Source organism: Nocardia yamanashiensis, from assembly GCF_021183565.1.
Classification (GTDB): domain Bacteria; phylum Actinomycetota; class Actinomycetes; order Mycobacteriales; family Mycobacteriaceae; genus Nocardia; species Nocardia yamanashiensis.
The window spans coordinates 4,887,243-4,904,563 of sequence record NZ_CP089226.1; the positions used below are offsets into that span (position 1 = coordinate 4,887,243).

Genomic DNA, 17,321 nt, shown 5'->3' on the forward strand with positions numbered 1-17,321 from the left:
CGGGCTGCGCCTCGAACCGTGGTGACACGTCTGTCTTACCGCTCGGTGGCTTCTTGTCATCCCGGTGTGGTGTCGGCCTGGATCTCGCTTGGGTCGGCGGTTTTGCACAGGCTGGGCAGTTATCCACATCCTGGGTTTTCGGAAATTGGCGGCGGGCTTGGAGTCCTAAGCTGCCCAGCATGATTCGGGTGCGTGGGGTGGCGGAGCGGTGGCCGGGGTGGGTGGATGCGATGGCGGCGCGGCGCGGCGTCGCGGGGGTATTGGTGGTGGCGGCGGGGGTGATCGCGGTCCGGGGGGATCCTGCGGAGCGGCGAGTCGAGGTTGTGGTGGCGGCGCGGGAGATGCCGCCGGGGCATGTGCTCGAAGCGGCGGATCTGCGGGTGGTGGGGCGGGCGGCGGACAGCTTGCCCGGTGGGGTGGTGCGTCAGGTCGGGGCGGCGATCGGGGCCACCCTGGCGGGGGCCGTGACCGAGGGGGAAATGGTGACTGACGTGCGGGTGGTGGGGACGCGGCTGGCGGGGGTGGCGGCGGGGGACGGGGATGGGCGGATCGTGCCGATTCGGTTGGCGGACAAGGCTGTTGCGGAGGTGCTGAGGGGTGGGGATCGGGTGGATGTGGTGGCCGGGGAGGAGGGTGGCGGGCGGGGGGCTCGGTTGCTGGCGTCCGATGCGGTGGTGGTACTGGTTTCGGGGGTGGGGTCCGAGCGTGGGGAGCCGGAGCGGGTGGTGCTGGTGGCGTTGGATGCGCGGCGGGCGGCGGTGGTCGCGGCGGCTTCGCTGCGGAGCGCGCTGACGGTCGTGTTCCACTGAGCTGGACGGTTGGTGAACTAGCATCGCGGGGGTATCGCACGACTTCGCTGGACCCTGTGGGGGCTTCACCCCACCGCACGGATGCTCTCCATCACGCAGAGGAGTTTTCGGCAATGTTCAAGGGTTTTCTGCTGCGCGGCAATGTGATCGACCTGGCCGTGGCCGTCGTCATGGGCACCGCGTTCGTCGCCATCGTCACCGCGTTCAGCGACGGGGTGATCAACCCGCTGCTGGCGGTGTTCGGCGGCACCAACCCACTCGGCCTCGGCTTCCAGCTGGTGGCCGACAAACCCGCCACCTTCGTCGCCATCGGGCCGATCATCACCGCGGCCCTCAACTTCGCCATCATCGCGGCACTGCTCTACTTCATCGTGGTGCTCCCCGCCACCCACGCCAAGAAACGCTGGGGCGCCACCGACGACTCCCTCACCGACAACGAACTGCTGCGCGAGATCCGCGATCTGCTCGCCCAGAACAGCGGCGGCGGCAAACACGAGAACTGAACGGTCTCAGGACAAACGAATGGACCCGGTGCGGAAAGCACCGGGCCCGTTCGTTTTACAGCAGTGGGCAGATCAGCCGAGGCTGAAGGGCTGGCCCCACAGGGTGACCCAGCTGACCACGTTGTCGGTCTCGACCTCGACCGAGACGAACGCGCGAGCCTGGGCGTAACCACCACAGCCGGACAGGCCGATGGTCGAGTCGGCCCAGGTGACCGAACCGCTGGAGCCCGAGAACTTGTTGCGCACCTTGTGGGTTTCGCTGCCGAAGTCGTCGGCCTGCTCCAGATCCAGGACGTAGAACGCCTTGGCCTGGCCGGGGCCGAGGGTCAGGTTGCCGCCGGTGTTGACGCTGGCGGACGGGGTGACATTGCCTTCGGAATCCCACGACGCGCCACCGGTGACGCCACCGTTGGCACCGCCGCCGGCGATGTTGACCTGGCAGCCGACGACGTAACCCGGGAAGATCTTGCCGCCGACATCGCTGTTGTTGCCGGAGATCTCGACCTGCGCGGAGGCCGACACCCAGGCGTTGCGGTGCACCGGGGTGGCACCCATCGACCCGGAGATGTTCGCCGACTCGCCGACCAGCTTGACGGTCACGACGGTGCCGTCGGACAGGGTCTTGGTGAGTTCGCCGCCCGGCAGCGGCACGAAGGTATCGGCGTTGGCGGCGCCGGTGGAGAACAGGCCAAGGGCGGCGGTGGCGACGGCGCCGATACCGGCAGCCCGCGCCACGGTCTTACGGATGTTCATTTCTTATGTCCCTCAGGGGTTGAATTCGCTTGCGCGAGAAGGTTTTTGGCGGGCAGACCACTATCAGCCGATGGAGAACGGCTGACCGTACAGGGTGGTCTTGGAGTAGTGATCGCCGATGACCTCGACGACCGTGTACGCGCGCGCCTGGGCGTAACCCGCGCAACCCTGGATCGTGATTTCGGCATCCTGGTACTCGACCGAGTAGGTGCCCGGCTTCAGGATGTCCTTGTAATCGATCTGGACGAACTTCACCTCGCCCGGACCGAGGTTGACGCCGAGGGAGCCGCCGACCGACGCGTCGGTCAGCGAGACGCCACCGGAGATACCGGCGGAAATGGCGTCTTCACCGATGTTGATCTGGCAGCCGACGATGTAGCCGGTGCTCAACTGCGAAGTGCCGTGGGTGGACGAGTTGTTCGACCCCGGGCCGTTGGCCGGGCCGTTGTTCGGGCCGACCGTACCTTCGGGAGTGACGGTGACTTCGGCGGTGGCGTTGCCACTGACCCACACCACGCGACCGGCGCCATTGGCCGAAAGCGAAGGTGAAATCAGGGCGCGCTCACCGGTGCGGGTGATGGTGACCGTCCCGCTCGGCGAAACCTTCTGACCGTCCGGCAACGGCACGAAGGTATCGGCATTAGCAGCACCAGTGGAAAAAAGGCCCATGGCCACGGCCGCCGTCGCTCCGATGCCCGCAATACGGGCACCGCGACGAAGACCGTTGGTGCGGTTCTCGCTCATACTTCCCCTCATCAGGTTCTTGCGGTCAGCCTCGACCACCGAGGCTGAAATGGGTTCCTGGCCAGAACCCAGTTGAGTTTGTCGCCACATTGTTGCCGCCGTGTTACTGCTAACGAATTCTTTATGTGGAGCGACGTGGGGCACTTTACATCACAGATGTGGGCTTTGATGCGTGAGCGAACATAGATGCTGTTCTAGTACACAACAACCCGCACTTATGCCGGGGACGCTATGAATACGCGAAAGGGGCCCGGCGCTAAACGCGCCGGGCCCCTTCGGGTTCCGCTGAGCGGGAAGTATCAGCCGATGCTGAAGGGCTGTCCCCACAGGGTGACAGCGGTGATGATGTTGTCGGTTTCGACCTGCACCGCGACGAACGCGCGCGCCTGGGCGTACCCGCCGCAACCGTTCAGGTTGATGGTCTCGTCGGCCCAGGTGACCGAACCGCTCGAGCCCTTGAACTTGTTGCGGACGTAGTGGGTTTCGCTGCCGAAGTCGTCCGCGGCTTCCTGATCGAGCAGGTAGAACGCCTTGGACTGGCCCGGACCCAGGGTCAGGTTGCCACCGACATTGCCCTTGGCGGACGGGGCGCCGTCGGCGAACGCGGCGCCGGCCTCGCCACCGCCGGAGGCGCCGCCACCGGAGATGTTGACCTGGCAGCCGACCACGTAGCCGGGCACGATCTTGCCGCCGACGCTGCCGTTGGTGCCGGACAGCTCGACCTGCGCGCTACCGGAAACCCACGCATTGCGGTGCAGCGGAGTGGAACCCAGCGACGGGTTGATATTGGCGGATTCGCCGACCAGCTTGACGGTCACCACGGTGCCGTCGGACAGGGTCTGGGTGAGCTGGCCGCCGGGTAGCCCGACGAAGGTGTCGGCATTGGCCGCACCGGTGGAGAACAGGCCGAGAGCGGCAGTGGCGGCGAAGCCGGCGCCGGCGACCCGCGCCATCGTCTTACGGATGTTCATGATTTTCCCTCTAGGGTCGAATTCGCTTGCGCGAGGAATGAATTGACTTCGGACCGGCACGTCAGCCGATGCTGAACGGCTGCCCGTAGAGGGTGGTCTTGGAGTAGTGGTCACCGATGACCTCGACCACGGTGTAGGCGCGCGCCTGGGCGTAACCGGCGCAACCGTTGATCTCGATCGGCACATCCTGGTATTCGACCGAGTAGGTCCCAGCCTTCAGGATGTCCTTGGAGTTGATCTGGACGAACTTGACCTCGCCCGGGCCCAGGTTCAGGCCGACCGACGCGCCCAGGCTGCCGCCGGAGAGGTCGATGCCGCCGGAGACGCCCGCGGAGACCGCGTTGTCGGCGATGTTCACCTGGCAGCCGACGAGGTAGCCGGTGCTGAGCGCGGAAGCGCCGTGGGTGGAGGAGTTGTTGGAACCGGGGCCGTTGGCCGGGCCGTTGTTCGGGCCGACGGTGCCTTCCGGAGTGACCGCGACATCCGCGATGGCCTTGCCGCTCACCCAGGCCACGCGTCCGGCGCCATTGGCGCTCAGCGACGGGGAGATGACGGCGTGCTCGCCGATCCGGGTGACGGTGACGTTCGGGCCGGCCTTCTGACCGTCCGGCAACGGCACGAAGGTGTCGGCGTTCGCGGCGCCGGTGGACATCAGGCCCAGGGCCACCGACGCGGCGGCGCCGATGCCCGCGATACGGGCGGCGCTCCGCCAACCGGCGGTGCGGTTCTCGCTCATGTTTCCCTCATCAGTTTTTTCGCGGACAACCTCGACCACCGAGGTTGAAGCGGGCCGCTACGCGACGAGTTCCGACAGGAGCAATGCGGAAGCACACTACTCAAACTCGTTGGAGCCGTAGCTTTGGTGACCCGATCGAGACCTTAGCCACAACAGCAACTGTTTGGCAACAAGGGCAACAGACATGCGAGTAGCCACATGTGTTATTGATGAGCGAATTATCAGCGAATTAAAGAAATTCAGCCGTGATGGGGCGGCACCTGATTGCGCAACCATTCATCCGAGGACGATCGCGAATCCCGTTCGGGCGTGCGCTCATCGGAGGTGGTGTCGGGCAGCGGGTCGCCGAAGATCCGCGCCAGCTTGGCCCGCTCGGCGGGCGTGAGACGACGCGACCCCGCCCGGCGCGCGGCCGGACGGGGTGCGTCGGAAGCGGTCTCGGACGCGTCCGAGGACCGGTCTTGCTCGTCGGTCATTCCGCCAGACCGGAGAGTTCGTCGATGACCTTGCTGGCGAGCGGTGTGAGCGTGGCCATGCCGTCGCGGATGGCGGCGCGGGTGCCCGGCAGGTTCACCACCAGGGTGCTGCCGGAGATGCCGGCCAGGCCGCGGGACAGACCCGCGTCGAGCGAACCCGACGCCAGGCCGGACGCGCGCAGCGCCTCGCTGATACCGGGCAGCACCCGGTCGAGCACTTCGGCGGTGGACTCGGGGGTGACGTCACGCGGGGACATGCCGGTGCCGCCGACCGAGATGACCAGATCGACACCGCCGATCACCGCGGTATTGAGCGCATTGCGGATCTCCACCTCGTCGGCCGCGACCGAGACCGAGGCGTCGACCAGGAAGCCGGCCTCGGTGAGTAGCTCGGTGACCAGCGGACCCAGCGAGTCCACGCCGCCATGGGCGGTTCGATCGTCGACGACCACGACAAGAGCACGGCCCGCCACGGGGGCATCGATTTCCATGGTGCTCACCGTAGTGCCTTTGTCCGACAACAGCTCCCATCCCCCGTCGGCTGTAACCCGGATCTCGGGTACCGGGGTCAGTCCACTCTGGTGCCGCATCATCGGCCTCCCTCCACCTGGGCTTCGCCGAGGGTCACCTCGACGGTCTTGGAATTCTTGCCCTGCTCGTCGGCGTAAGTGACCTTGACCTTGTCACCCGGGCGGTGCGAGCGCACGGCGGCGATCAGCGCATTGCCCGAATCGATGATCTGGTCGTCGAGTTTGGTGACCACCGCGCCGTTCGGGATGCCCGCCTTGGCGGCCGGGCCGTCGGGGGTCACCTCCAGCACGCGCGCGCCGTTCACGTCGTCCTGCGCCCGCACCTTCACGCCGATCTGCGCGTAGGTGGCCTTGCCGGTCTTGATGAGTTCGTCGGCGACGCGGCGGGCCTGATCGACCGGGATGGCGAAACCGAGCCCGATGGAACCGGATTGCGCGCCCGCGGCCTCGGAGCTGCCGAGGGTGGCGATGGCCGAGTTGATGCCGACCAGTTTGCCGTTCATATCCACCAGCGCGCCGCCGGAATTGCCCGGGTTGATGGCGGCGTCGGTCTGGATGGCGTCGATGACGGTGCCCTGCGAGCCCTGCTCGCCGCTGGTCGAGACCGGGCGGTTGAGCGAGGACACGATGCCGGTGGTCACGGTGCCGGCCAGGCCGAGCGGAGAACCGATGGCCACCACCGATTCACCCACCTGGAGGTTGGCGGAGGAACCGAGTTCGATCGGGGTGAGGCCGGTCTTGCCGGACACCTTGATGACCGCCAGGTCCGAGACCGGGTCCGCGCCGACCAGGGTGGCCGAGGCGGTGCTGCCGTCGTTGAAGGCCACCTGCATGGTCGCGTTCGGGCCCGCGCCGTTCACCACGTGGTTGTTGGTCAGGATCAGGCCGTCGGAGGACAGCACCACGCCGGACCCCTCCCCCTCGGCGCGATTGCCCGCCACCTTGATCATGACGACGCTGGGGAGCACCTTCTGGGCGACCGCCTGCACCGAACCGGACGGGGCGTTGGCCGCCGTCTTCACATTCGGCTTGGGCGCGTCGAGGGCATTGCTGACCACCGAGCTGCCGTTGTCGTCGCCGGTGGCGAGTGCGCCGACCACGCCGCCGATGCCGCCGCTGAACAGCGCCAGCGCCACCGCGCCCGCGATCAGGCCCTTCGACACCGACCGCTTCGGGGCGCCGCCGCCCGCCCCGCCGGGGCCACCCGGATAGCCCGGCATACCGGGCATCCCCGGTCCCCCGGGACCACCCGGACCACCGGGCTGCCCCGGCACTCCGGGCTGCCCGGACCCGCCGAACATCGGCTCGGTCGCATGCTGCCCCGGCTGCCCGTACCCGGCCCCCGACGCCGCGTACGCGCCGTAGGCGCCGACCGGCAGCTGTTCGGTCGCGCCGACCGGAAGCTGTTGTGTGGCAGGCCCGCCGAAGCCGGCGTGACCCGGCGCGGGCGCGCCGAAGGCCGCACCGGGATGCTGAGCTCCCGGGCCCCAGTGCCGCGCCGAATCCGAACCGCCTTGCGCCGCAGCGCTTTGACCACTGTGGGGTGCGGCGGGCGCACCGAATCCGCCGGCGTCGGGAAGCCCGGCGTCGAGGCCGAATTCGCGATCGAAGCTCGCGCCCAGCGGCGCGCTGGGCGCCGGACCGGAACCGCTCGCGGGCGCACCACCGCCGGAGCCGAACTCGGACGTGGCTGTGTCACTGCCGAATTCACGATCGAAGCGCTCGCGCGCCGCGGCGGGATCCGCGCCGGGGGTTCCGGCATCGGCCGCACCGCCCGAACCGGCCGCCGCCGCACCCGCCGCGAAATCGCCGGCCGCGCCGAACACCCGATGCGTGCCGCCCGCGCCGCTTCCGGGAGCGCCCGGGTTGCCGCTCGCGGCGCTCGCCGATTCACCGAAGGCGCTGTCCGCACCGCCGGTCGGCGCACCCGGGCCGTTGCTCGCGGCACCGGACGCGGTGGCCGGAGTGGGCGGGTTGGCGGCGGCGAAGCCGTCGAAGGGCTGGTCCTCGAAGTCGGCCTCCGGGGCTCCCGCCGGGGCGCGCTTGGGCAGGCCGGAGGCGGTGGAGGATTCGGGGGCGGGCGGCAGGTCGGGGCGGGCCGACCGTGCGCCGCCGCCCAGGTCGAGCTGTTCGGACTGGGTGCCCAGGCGCTGCGGGGCCGCGTCGGACTGGGCGGGATGCTGTCCCTCGGGCTGGGCGCCGCGGGTGTCCTTCGAATCCTCGGTCATTTCTCGTTTTCTCCTCGAGTCTCGTGCCAAGCCTGGCGGTGACGACTGAGAGCGGACTGAGACCGTGCTTGGGTTTCGCCGAGCCTTTTCGCCGATTCAGTTCTCGGGGACCGCGGGTGGCGTGCCTGCTCCGGGCAGAACGATACGGATCAGGGTGCCCCCGCGCTCGGAACCATCGACGGTGATGGTGCCGCCGTGCTTGGTCACCACCTGCTTCACGATGGCCAGGCCGAGGCCCGAACCGGGCATGGAGCGGGAGGCGGTGGTGCGGTAGAAACGTTCGAACACCAGCTCGCGTTCGGCCGGCGGAATGCCCGGCCCGGCGTCGTCCACGGTGAACTCCAGCAACCCGCGGCCCGTCTCGCGCATGGTGACCAACACCTTGGCCCCGTACGGGCTCCATTTGGCGGCATTGTCGAGCACGTTGAGCAGGGCGCGTTCCAGGCCCGCTTCATCGCCGAAGACGAACCAGGGGCGCAGCTGGGATTCGAATTCGATGCCGCTGCGCCGACGGCGCACCCGCTCCAATGCGCGTTCGGCCACATCGCCGATATCGACCTGTTCGTAGACGGTCTCGGGGGCGTCCTCGCGGGCCAGATCCACCAGATCGCCCACCAGCGTGGACAATTCCTCGATCTGCGCCATCACATCGGTGCGCAATTCGGCCATGTCCTCGTCCGGAATGCGCGGCGCGCCCGGCCGGGAAGAGGCGATGAGCAGTTCCATATTGGTGCGCAAAGACGTCAGCGGCGTTTTCAGCTCATGACCGGCATCGGCCACCAAACGCCGTTGCCTTTCGCGGGATTCGGCCAATGCGCGCAGCATTGTGTTGAAACTCTCGGTGAGCCGGGCGAGTTCATCATCGCCGGTGACGGCAATGGGCGTCAGATCGTCGGTGCGCGCCACGCGTTCGGTCGCGGCGGTGAGCCGGGCAATCGGCCGCAAACCGGTGCGGCCCACCGCGGTTCCGGCCGCCGCGGCCAGCATGACGCCGCAGCCGCCGACCACGAACAGCAGCCAGGCCAGCCGGTCGAGCACCTCGCGGGTGGGCTGCAGGCGCTGCGACACCACCAGGGTGGAGCCGGAGTGCGTGCGGCGGGCCAGCACTCGCTGATTGTCGACGGTGCGCAGCGAGTACGCGATCTCGCCCTTGGCGACCGCCAGCTCCTGGGTGCCGACCGGCGGAATCGTGGTCTGCGGCGGGATGTAGGGGGTCTGCAGATCCGGGAAGATCAGCGCCACACCGACATCGCTGGAGTACAGCCCGGCCAGCACGATCGACTGGAAGCCGAGGCTGTCGAAGTTGTTGTCGATCATCAGCGAGGCCCGGGCGCGCAATTGCGAATCCACGTCCGCGTACAGCGAGCGCGCCACCATGGCGTAGGCGGCGATCGAGGTGAAGGCCACGGCCACCGCCACCACGGACGCGGCCAGCAGCGTGACCCGCCAGCGCAGCGACACCGAACTGGTCAGCGGCATCGGCGGCCGCATCTCCGCGGACTCGCCGCGTTGCCCGCCCAGCGCGGCGACCACGGGGCGTTTCGGAATGGTTCTACCCACGAGCCCGGCTCCTACGGCGGCGTCTCACGCAGCACGTAACCGACGCCGCGCACGGTGTGGATGAGGCGGGGTTCGCCCTCGGCCTCGGTCTTGCGGCGCAGGTAGCCGATGTACACCTCGAGCGCATTGCCGGAGGTCGGGAAGTCGTAACCCCACACCTCTTCGAGGATGCGGCTGCGGGTGAGCACCCGGCGCGGATTCGCCATCAGCATCTCCAGCAGCGAGAACTCGGTGCGGGTCAGGCTGATCTGGCGTTCGCCGCGCAGCACCTCGCGGGTGACCGGGTCGAGCGAGAGATCGGCGAAGGTGAGCGTCTCGGAGTTCTCGGCCGCTTCCACCGTGGTGCGGCGCAGCAGGGCGCGCAGCCGGGCCAGCAGTTCCTCCAGCGCGAACGGCTTGGGCAGGTAGTCGTCGGCGCCGGCGTCCAGGCCGGCCACCCGTTCGGAGACCGAATCCCGCGCCGTGAGTACGAGAATGGGCAGATCGTCGCCGGTGCTGCGTAGTCGGCGGCACACTTCCAGGCCGTCCAGGCGCGGCATCATGACGTCCAGGACCAGGGCGTCGGGGCGGGCGCCGGCGACTTTCTCGAGCGCGTCCATGCCGTCGACCGCGAGATCGACGGAGTAGCCGTTGAAGGTCAGCGAGCGGCGCAGTGATTCCCGGACCGCGCGGTCGTCGTCGACTACGAGAATGCGCATGGGCACCAGTCTGCCCACAACGACTGAGAGGTGACTGAGAAGCCCCCATTCGACACGCCGAGCAAACGGCATTCGGCGCGTCCGCGGGCGCGGCGCTGTGACCTGCTAACTCTTCAGTAACCCCGGCTTCGGCAACTTTGCGGCACTCGTATGCCTATTCGAAAGATGTTGTGGCAAACCGGCATTCGGAGTCTCATACACCGAGTCGCCCGAATTGCCGTTAGTCATCCCACGCGGTATGTTGCAGGCCGTAAAAGAAGACCTCTAGTTGGTTCCGGGCGGGTATTCGACCCCAAAACCGTACAACCGCATACGACCTGGGGGTCACTCGTGAAAAGCGGAGGCGACGGCAGCGGGATGGAAGCAGCACCGCGAACCTGGCAATTCAGCCTGTCCAACTGGCCCGTCACGCGCAAGGTCGGCATCGTGCTGGTGCTGCCGGTGCTCCTGGCCGCGACCTTCGCGGTATTGCGAATCAACAGCGAGTTGCAGACCATCTCGCAGTTGAGCAATGGCAGTGAGCAGTCGGACCTGGTGAGGCCCACGGTCAAATTCATGTCGGCCACCGACGAACTGGCGATCACCGCCATCGCCGGATTCGGCAACCAGAACGCCGACCCGGCGCTGGAAGCCGCGGCGAGCAAGTTCGATCAGGCCGTGGCGGAACTGGAAACCCAGATCCGCGCCACCAATGCCGAGGTGCTCGACACCAAGAACGTCAGCGAGGCCGTCGCGATGGCCCGCACCATGCGCAACAGCCTGCGCTCGCTCGCGCCCGCCGCCATCGGCGATCAGGCCGATCAGGTCGGCACCAAGGTGCAGAACGCGCTGGCGACCTCGCCCAGCATCGCCGACCTGCGGGTGCAGCGACTGTTCCTGCAGATGGGTTCGGCGAACACCGCCCGGCGCGTGCTCACCACGCAGCGCGTGATGCTGGCCATGCCGGACGCGGACCGGAACCCCATGCTGCGCACCAGGTTGCTGACCGCCATCGGCGCCGAGCTCACCCTGATCGAGGTGTACCGCGGCATGGCGCCCACCGCCAATGCCGACGCCGACATCCTCAAGGACGCCGCGCAGACCCGCGCCGGAATCCTCGCGCAGACCGGTTCGGACCTCGGGCAGATCCCGGCCATGCAGGACGCGCTGCACGCCAGCGCCGCCGCCTACGACCGCGAGATCTCCTCGGTCATCGAGGCCATGGACGGCAAGCTCGCCTCGCTGACCACCGAGGCCCGCAACAACGTGCTCCGCGATACCTCCATCGTGATCGGCATGCTGCTGGCCGGTCTGGCCATCGCGCTGGTGGTGGCCCGCTCGCTGGTCGTGCCGGTGCGGCGCCTGCGGCGAGATGCCTTGCAGGTGGCGCACATCGACCTCCCGCAGGAACTCGAGGTGGTGCGCGCCGGCGGCGTGACCCCCGAGATCATGCCGGTGGACGTGCACACCACCGAGGAGATCGGGCAGCTGGCCCGCGCCGTCGACGACATCCATTCCCAGGCGCTCCACCTCGCCGCCGAACAGGCGCGACTGCGCCTGCAGATCGGCAATATGTTCGAGACCCTGTCCCGCCGTAGCCAATCGCTCGTCGAACAGCAGCTGTCGCTGATCGAGGAGCTGGAGCGCGACGAGGACGACTCCGAGCGCCTGCAGTCGCTCTTCCGCCTCGACCACCTCGCCACCCGCATGCGGCGTAACGGCGACAACCTGCTGGTGCTGGCCGGAACGGCCCTGCGCCGTGGTCATCTCGCGCCGGTGCCGCTGTCGGACATGCTGTGGTCCTCGGTCTCCCAGGTGGAGGACTACCAGCGCGTCGAGATCGGGACCGTGCCGGACGGCATCGTCGCCGGTGAGCCCGCGGTCGATATCGAGCACCTGCTGGCCGAGCTGATCGACAACGCGCTGCGCTACTCGCCGCCCTCCACCCCGGTGGCGGTATCGGTGGCGCGGGCCGTGGACGGCGGCTACCTGATCGAGATCACCGACCGCGGCCTGGGCATGAATGCCGAAGACCTGCAGTCCATCAACGATCGCCTGGCCTCCGGTGGCGAGGTCAATGTCGAGACCGCGCGCCGCATGGGCCTGTTCGTCGTCGGCCGCCTGGCCAAGCGGCACAACATCACCGTGAGCCTGCGCCGCACCTCGGCCATGGTGCAGCAGCCGGGCATCACCGCCAGCGTGCACCTGCCGGGTTCGCTGGTCTCGCCCGCGCCGGAACGCAATGGCGATCCCACCGGGCAGTACCCGGTCACCGCGACGCTGCCGGTGGCCCCGGCCCCGGGTGCGCAGGGACCGGTCTCGGGCCCGCAGCCGGTGGTCACGCCGCCGCGCCTGACCCCGGTGCCGAACCTGCCGGAGACCACCCCGCCGCAGCGTTTCGGCGTCACCAGTTCCGGTCTGCCGCAGCGCAAGACGCCGGGCGCCGATACCGGCGAGCACCCCGTGACCGGCGGTTTCGCCCGCGGCGGTGCGGACCGCTTCACCGATGCCTTCGTCGAGAGCACCGAGCCCGGCCCCTACGGCGGCAATGGATCCGAACCCAGCAAGGTCGACTTCTGGGGCGACAATTCCGACGCCGCCGAACCGCCGCTGCGCCCGGTCCCCCCGATCGGCCAGGGCGGCAACGGGAACGGCGACGGCTTCGACGCGGGCGCCTTCAACGGTCCCGCCACCACCCGCTTCGATCTGCGCGACACCGAGGGATTCGGGGCGGGCGGCCAGCGGAACGGATTCGGCAACGGCTTCGGAAACCCCGAAGAACGCAACGGCTTCGGCGCCCCCGCGCGCGGCGGCAATGACCGCGGCGGCTTCGGCGGCAACAACGACCCGGCCAACTTCGCGGGCAGCAGCACCGATCTCGGCCGGCGCAACGAAGAGGTCTTCAGCCGCGATGCCGGTGCACCGGCCGGCGACGACCGGACCGGCGGCCCCACGCGCGGCGGATTCGGCGGGAATGTCGCCACCGGCAATTTCGGTGGGGCGAGCCCCGCGAACGGCAACGGCGGCAACGGCAATGCCGCCCGCGGCGCGAACGGCTTCGACAACAACGGCGGTTTCGGATATCGCACCGGCGACTTCCCCAGGCCCACCGGCGGCTTCGCGGCTGCCGGCGGAGCCGAGAGCGGGAACAGCTTCGGCAACGCCGATGGCAGGAACGGGTTCGCCGGCGCCGAGGGTGAGAACAGCTTCGGCAACGCCGACGGCCGGAATGGGCCCGCTGGTGCCGAGGGTGAGAACAGCTTCGGCAATGCCGGTGCGGCCGACGGGAACAGCGGGTTCGACCGCGGCGCTGCGGCGGACGCCGACGCGACGGCGGGTAACGCGGGCGACGGCATCGCGCCGGGCAACGGCCACCACACCGGGTCGTTCGCCGCGGCGGATACCGGCGTCACCGAATTCGGCGGGGACAACGGGCGTCCGGCGCTGGACCCGGCGACCACCACCGGCGCGCACGCGCTGCAGGACATCGCCGCCGCCGGGCCGGACGGAGCGGTGGCCCCGCCGCGCCCGCAGCACGATTCGCCGATCTTCCAGCGGATGGTTTCGGAGTGGCTGGTGGAACCGGCGGCGGATGAGCCGAGCGAGTCCGTGTGGTCCTCGGAATCCGATGCCGGCTGGGCCGCGGCCGAGGAAGCCGCCAATCCGCAGGGTAGCGGGCGGACGCAGGGCGGTCTGCCGATCCGGCGGCCCGGGGCCCAGCTGGTGCCCGGTGCGGCCGCGCAGGAGGACGACGGCAGCGCCCGCAATCCGGAAGAGATTCGTAACAGCTTGACCAGGCACCTCAGCGGCGTCCGCTCCGGGCGAGCCGATACGCAGTACACAGACGGAGGGCATGCATGACCGACGCACAGCGCACCACCACCGACGAGAATCTGAACTGGCTCGTCACGCGATTCACCCGGGAGGTCCCGGGGGTCTCGCACGCGGTTCTGGTTTCCGCCGACGGTCTGCTGCAGGCCACCAGCCCGCATCTGCCGGCCGATCGCGGTGAGCAGCTGGCCGCGGTGACCGCCGGTCTGGCCAGCCTGTCCACCGGCGCCGCACAGCTTTTCGAGGGCGGCAAGGTGATGCAGTCCATCGTGGAGATGCAGCGGGGCTATCTGCTGGTCATGACTGTCGGAAACGGCTCGCACCTGGCGGTGCTGGCCAACAAGCAGCACGACATCGGCCGGATCGGCTACGAGATGGCGCTGCTGGTCGACCGGGTCGGGTCCGTGGTTCAGGCCACCGCCCGCACTGCCTAGACGAGTCCGCCGATGACCATTTCCAACGGTGCCGGCGGCAATCGCCCGACCAGCCGGGTCCGGCCTTACGCGCTGACCTCCGGCCGCACCGAGCCGGCAGTGGACCTGCCGCTCGAGGCGGTCGTCGAAACCCTGTCCTACACCGCCCATTTCGATTGGCCCGCGGGTGACATCCGCACGGAGATCCTGCGACTGGGCACCGCCCGGCTGTCGGTCGCGGAGATCGCGGCGCACCTGCAGCGGCCATTGGGCATGGTGCGGGTGGTGATCGGCGATCTCGTCGTCGCCGGCACCCTGCGCCTGCATTCGACCTTGAGCGACCAAGCGACCTTCGATGAGCGCCGGTCTTTGATGGAGAGGACTCTGCATGGACTCCGCGCCCTTTGACGGCGGGGGCTACACCGGCGGGCCGCAACCCGGCGGAAGCCAGTTCCCGCCGGGGCAATTCGCGGCTGGCGGCCAATACACGACCGGCCAGTTTGCGAGCGGAGGTCAGTACACGACCGGCCAGCTCCCGCTTCCGGGCGGCGCGCCGGTGTACCCGCCGCGACCGGGTGAGGAACCGCGCTCGGTAGCCTCCACCAAGATCGTGGTGGCGGGCGGTTTCGGCGCCGGCAAGACCACCTTCGTCGGCGCGGTCTCGGAGATCGTGCCGCTGCGCACCGAGGCCATGGTCACCGGCATGTCCGAGGGGCACGACGACCTGGCCGCCACCCCGGGCAAGGAAACCACCACGGTCGCCATGGATTTCGGGCGCATCATCCTGCCCGGCAATCTGGTGCTGTACCTGTTCGGCACCCCCGGCCAGCGGCGTTTCTGGTTCATGTGGGACGACCTGATCAAGGGCGCCATCGGCGCGGTGGTGCTGGTCGACACCCGGCGCATCGAGGACAGCTTCGCGGCCGTCGACTTCTTCGAAGCCAAATCGCTGCCCTTCCTGATCGCGGTCAATCGCTTCCCCGACGCCCCGCGCTTCCCGGTGTCGGAACTGCGCGAGGCGCTCAGCGTGCGCGAAGGCGTGCCGATCGTCGATATCGACGCCCGCGATCCGGGCGAGGTGCGGCGCGCGCTGGCGGCGGTCACCGAGTACGCGATCGAGCGGCTGATGGCGGCGCAGCGCGGCTGACCGCGCGCGATACGTCGTCCCGGCTGCTCGTCACACGCCGGAACGACGTCCTGGACAGGGATTACGAAGAGGCAGGGGTTCTGGGTGATCTACTTCTCGATGGGTTTCTGGGTGGTCGGTCTGGCGCTGATCACCTCGTTCGCCGGGGTGGCGTGCGGACTGGCGTGCATCCGGCAGTCCACCAAATCGGTGACCGCGAAGTTCCGGCTGGTGTGGGTGCTGGTGGCCTCCTCGTCCATCGGCGGCGTCGGCATGTCCATGCCGGTGTTCATGCTCATGCTGGGCGTGGAGCTCCAGAACGCCGAGGCGCTGCGCTACGAACCCGCCCTGACCAACCTGTCGTCCGTGGTCTCGGGCGTCGCGGTGTTCGTGGCGCTGCTCATCGCCGGCAGCAAGCTGAACTGGGTGCGCCTGGGCATCGGCGCGGTCGTGATGGCGGGCGGCCTCGGCACCTCGCATCTCATGCTGCTCTCCGCGATTCACGTCCCGGGCAGCGTGGACCGCAGCCTGGTCTCGATCATCGCGGTGTACGTGATCGCGCTGGTGCTCTCGGTGCTGACCATCTGGTTCAGCCTGACCGTGAAGTCGGTGCCGCTGCTGCTCGGCGGTTCGGTGGTGTACGCGGTGCTGGTGATCGCCATGCACTACGCGGGCCTCACCGGGGTCGAGGTGCACGTGACGGCCGGTGCGGCGCCGCCCGAGGGCCAGCAGCTGTTCGACTTCTTCGTGCCGTTCTTCATCATCGGCGCGCTGTCGCTGACCGTGCCGATCACCGCGATCCTGGTGGCGCCGGACCGGCGCGAGGCGCGGCGGCCCTTCCTGGCGCCGGATTCCGATAGCGCGCACAGCACTTCGCTGGCCGCCGCCTCGCGCGGCGCGGCCTCGCAGCGGGGACGCACCCCCGAATCGGTGCGCTGACGCACCGCTCCACGTCCGGGCCGGATCGCGCTACCGCGGTCCGGCCCTTCGTTTTCACGCCACCGTGGGCGGCACCTCGCCTACCGCCTGTGCGGGGTCGAGCAGGGCGAACAGCTCCCCCTGCGGGGCCGCCAGCACCGCCATCCGGCCGAAGGGTCCGTCCTCGGCGGCCATGACCACGGACGCGCCCAGTTCCTCGGCGCGCTTCAAACCCGTGTCCAGATCATCGAATTGGAACCAGGTGAGCCAGTAGGGGCGGGCCGGGGTGGCGCCGTTGAGGGTGTCGTCGTTGATACCGGCCACCAGGTCGGTACCGCCGGGCGGGGTGATGACGGCGTAGCGCATGGCCTCGTCGTCGTATTCGGTGCAGGTGAAGCCGAAGACCTCGGCGTAGAAGCGCTTCGCGGCCTCGAAATCGCCGGTGTGCAGGTCGTTCCAGACGTACGCGCCGTGCTCGTTGTGCACGGCGGCGCCATTGTGCGCGTGGGCTTCCCAGACCGCGAAGGGCGCGCCCGAGACGTCGGCGGCGACGAACATGCGGCCGGATTCCATCACGTCGAACGGCGGCACCAGCAGGCTGCCGCCCGCCGCGGTGACCCGCTCGGCGGTGGCGTCGGCATCGGTGACCGCGAAATACGTGGTCCACACCGACGGCGCGGCCGCGTCGGGCTTCGGCCCGATCCCCGCGACGGCCTGCCCGTCCCGCAGGGCCATCAGGTATCCCCCGCTGTCGTCCCCACCACCCTGCACTTCCCAGCCGAACAACTCACCGTAGAACGCACCGGCCTGCGCCGGATCATCGACCTGACAGTCGACCCAGCAGGGCGTACCGGGGGGCCAGGCTTCGTCGCGTACGGGCATAAGGGCATCTCCGTTCCGCCTCCCCGCGACTTCAGCGCCCGGCTGAGAGCCGTTGACAGGCATGCATGCGTGCCGGCGGTTGAGAGCCAACCCGATTTTGGACGTCCCCCATGAGTTACCCTCACCTGGCCAAATCAGTTGTCGCGTCGGCGTATTTTGGCGCA

Annotated in this window: 17 protein-coding genes; 7 read left to right on the forward strand and 10 right to left on the reverse strand. The window is 68.9% G+C overall.

The genetic code is table 11. The features are described from left to right. The first annotated feature begins 179 nt into the window (after window positions 1–179). The gene (locus LTV02_RS23160; protein WP_233033765.1) at window positions 180–809 is read left to right on the forward strand and encodes an SAF domain-containing protein; all 630 of its coding nucleotides are present in this window, start codon (window positions 180–182) and stop codon (window positions 807–809) included. A 113-nt stretch (window positions 810–922) separates the two neighbouring features. Next, window positions 923–1,312, forward strand: a complete 390-nt coding sequence (locus LTV02_RS23165) for a large conductance mechanosensitive channel protein MscL (RefSeq protein WP_233033767.1) — start codon at window positions 923–925, stop codon at window positions 1,310–1,312. 72 nt (window positions 1,313–1,384) lie between these two features. Here LTV02_RS23165 and LTV02_RS23170 read toward each other — a convergent pair whose 3' ends face one another. From LTV02_RS23170 to LTV02_RS23210, 9 genes are all read right to left on the reverse strand, one after another. Continuing rightward, a complete protein-coding gene (locus LTV02_RS23170; protein ID WP_233033769.1) occupies window positions 1,385–2,065 on the reverse strand; it encodes an MspA family porin in 681 nt (226 codons plus the stop codon). A gap of 63 nt (window positions 2,066–2,128) precedes the next feature. After that, window positions 2,129–2,809, reverse strand: a complete 681-nt coding sequence (locus LTV02_RS23175; RefSeq protein ID WP_233041675.1) for an MspA family porin — start codon at window positions 2,807–2,809, stop codon at window positions 2,129–2,131. Between the two features lie 299 nt (window positions 2,810–3,108). Beyond that, entirely contained in the window at window positions 3,109–3,780 is a 672-nt protein-coding gene (locus tag LTV02_RS23180) for an MspA family porin (protein ID WP_233033771.1), read from the reverse strand. A gap of 61 nt (window positions 3,781–3,841) precedes the next feature. After that, the gene (locus LTV02_RS23185; RefSeq protein WP_233033773.1) at window positions 3,842–4,516 is read right to left on the reverse strand and encodes an MspA family porin; all 675 of its coding nucleotides are present in this window, start codon (window positions 4,514–4,516) and stop codon (window positions 3,842–3,844) included. Window positions 4,517–4,755: 239 nt separating this feature from the next. Beyond that, window positions 4,756–4,992 (reverse strand): hypothetical protein, encoded by a 237-nt coding sequence (locus tag LTV02_RS23190; protein WP_233033775.1) that lies wholly within the window; start codon window positions 4,990–4,992, stop codon window positions 4,756–4,758. Then, complete coding sequence (locus LTV02_RS23195; RefSeq protein WP_218028337.1) at window positions 4,989–5,483, reverse strand: MogA/MoaB family molybdenum cofactor biosynthesis protein; 495 nt, start codon at window positions 5,481–5,483, stop codon at window positions 4,989–4,991. Before LTV02_RS23195 ends, LTV02_RS23190 begins: the two co-directional genes overlap by 4 nt. Window positions 5,484–5,581: 98 nt before the next feature. Further along, complete coding sequence (locus LTV02_RS23200) at window positions 5,582–6,823, reverse strand: S1C family serine protease (RefSeq protein ID WP_233041676.1); 1,242 nt, start codon at window positions 6,821–6,823, stop codon at window positions 5,582–5,584. Between the two features lie 1,023 nt (window positions 6,824–7,846). Beyond that, a complete protein-coding gene (locus LTV02_RS23205) occupies window positions 7,847–9,241 on the reverse strand; it encodes a sensor histidine kinase (protein WP_084534834.1) in 1,395 nt (464 codons plus the stop codon). An 80-nt stretch (window positions 9,242–9,321) separates the two neighbouring features. Next, window positions 9,322–10,008, reverse strand: a complete 687-nt coding sequence (locus LTV02_RS23210; RefSeq protein WP_067710700.1) for a response regulator transcription factor — start codon at window positions 10,006–10,008, stop codon at window positions 9,322–9,324. A gap of 357 nt (window positions 10,009–10,365) precedes the next feature. On the opposite strand from LTV02_RS23210, the gene LTV02_RS23215 reads away from it, so the two are divergent. The 5 genes from LTV02_RS23215 (at window position 10,366) to LTV02_RS23235 (ending at window position 16,296) form a co-directional block, all read left to right on the forward strand. Beyond that, on the forward strand, window positions 10,366–13,848 hold the full coding sequence (locus tag LTV02_RS23215; RefSeq protein WP_233033777.1) for a sensor histidine kinase: 3,483 nt from the start codon (window positions 10,366–10,368) through the stop codon (window positions 13,846–13,848). Beyond that, entirely contained in the window at window positions 13,845–14,252 is a 408-nt protein-coding gene (locus LTV02_RS23220; protein ID WP_067710438.1) for a roadblock/LC7 domain-containing protein, read from the forward strand. Before LTV02_RS23215 ends, LTV02_RS23220 begins: the two co-directional genes overlap by 4 nt. Before the next feature lie 12 nt (window positions 14,253–14,264). Then, window positions 14,265–14,639, forward strand: coding sequence for a DUF742 domain-containing protein (locus LTV02_RS23225; protein WP_067710436.1), 375 nt, complete (start codon window positions 14,265–14,267; stop codon window positions 14,637–14,639). A gap of 148 nt (window positions 14,640–14,787) precedes the next feature. Next, the gene (locus tag LTV02_RS23230; protein WP_067710699.1) at window positions 14,788–15,378 is read left to right on the forward strand and encodes a GTP-binding protein; all 591 of its coding nucleotides are present in this window, start codon (window positions 14,788–14,790) and stop codon (window positions 15,376–15,378) included. Between the two features lie 84 nt (window positions 15,379–15,462). Continuing rightward, window positions 15,463–16,296 (forward strand): MHYT domain-containing protein, encoded by an 834-nt coding sequence (locus LTV02_RS23235; protein ID WP_067710434.1) that lies wholly within the window; start codon window positions 15,463–15,465, stop codon window positions 16,294–16,296. A gap of 54 nt (window positions 16,297–16,350) precedes the next feature. Here the strand turns inward: LTV02_RS23235 and LTV02_RS23240 are convergent, their stop codons facing one another. Then, on the reverse strand, window positions 16,351–17,157 hold the full coding sequence (locus tag LTV02_RS23240) for a VOC family protein (RefSeq protein WP_233033779.1): 807 nt from the start codon (window positions 17,155–17,157) through the stop codon (window positions 16,351–16,353). Between the last annotated feature and the right edge of the window lie 164 nt (window positions 17,158–17,321).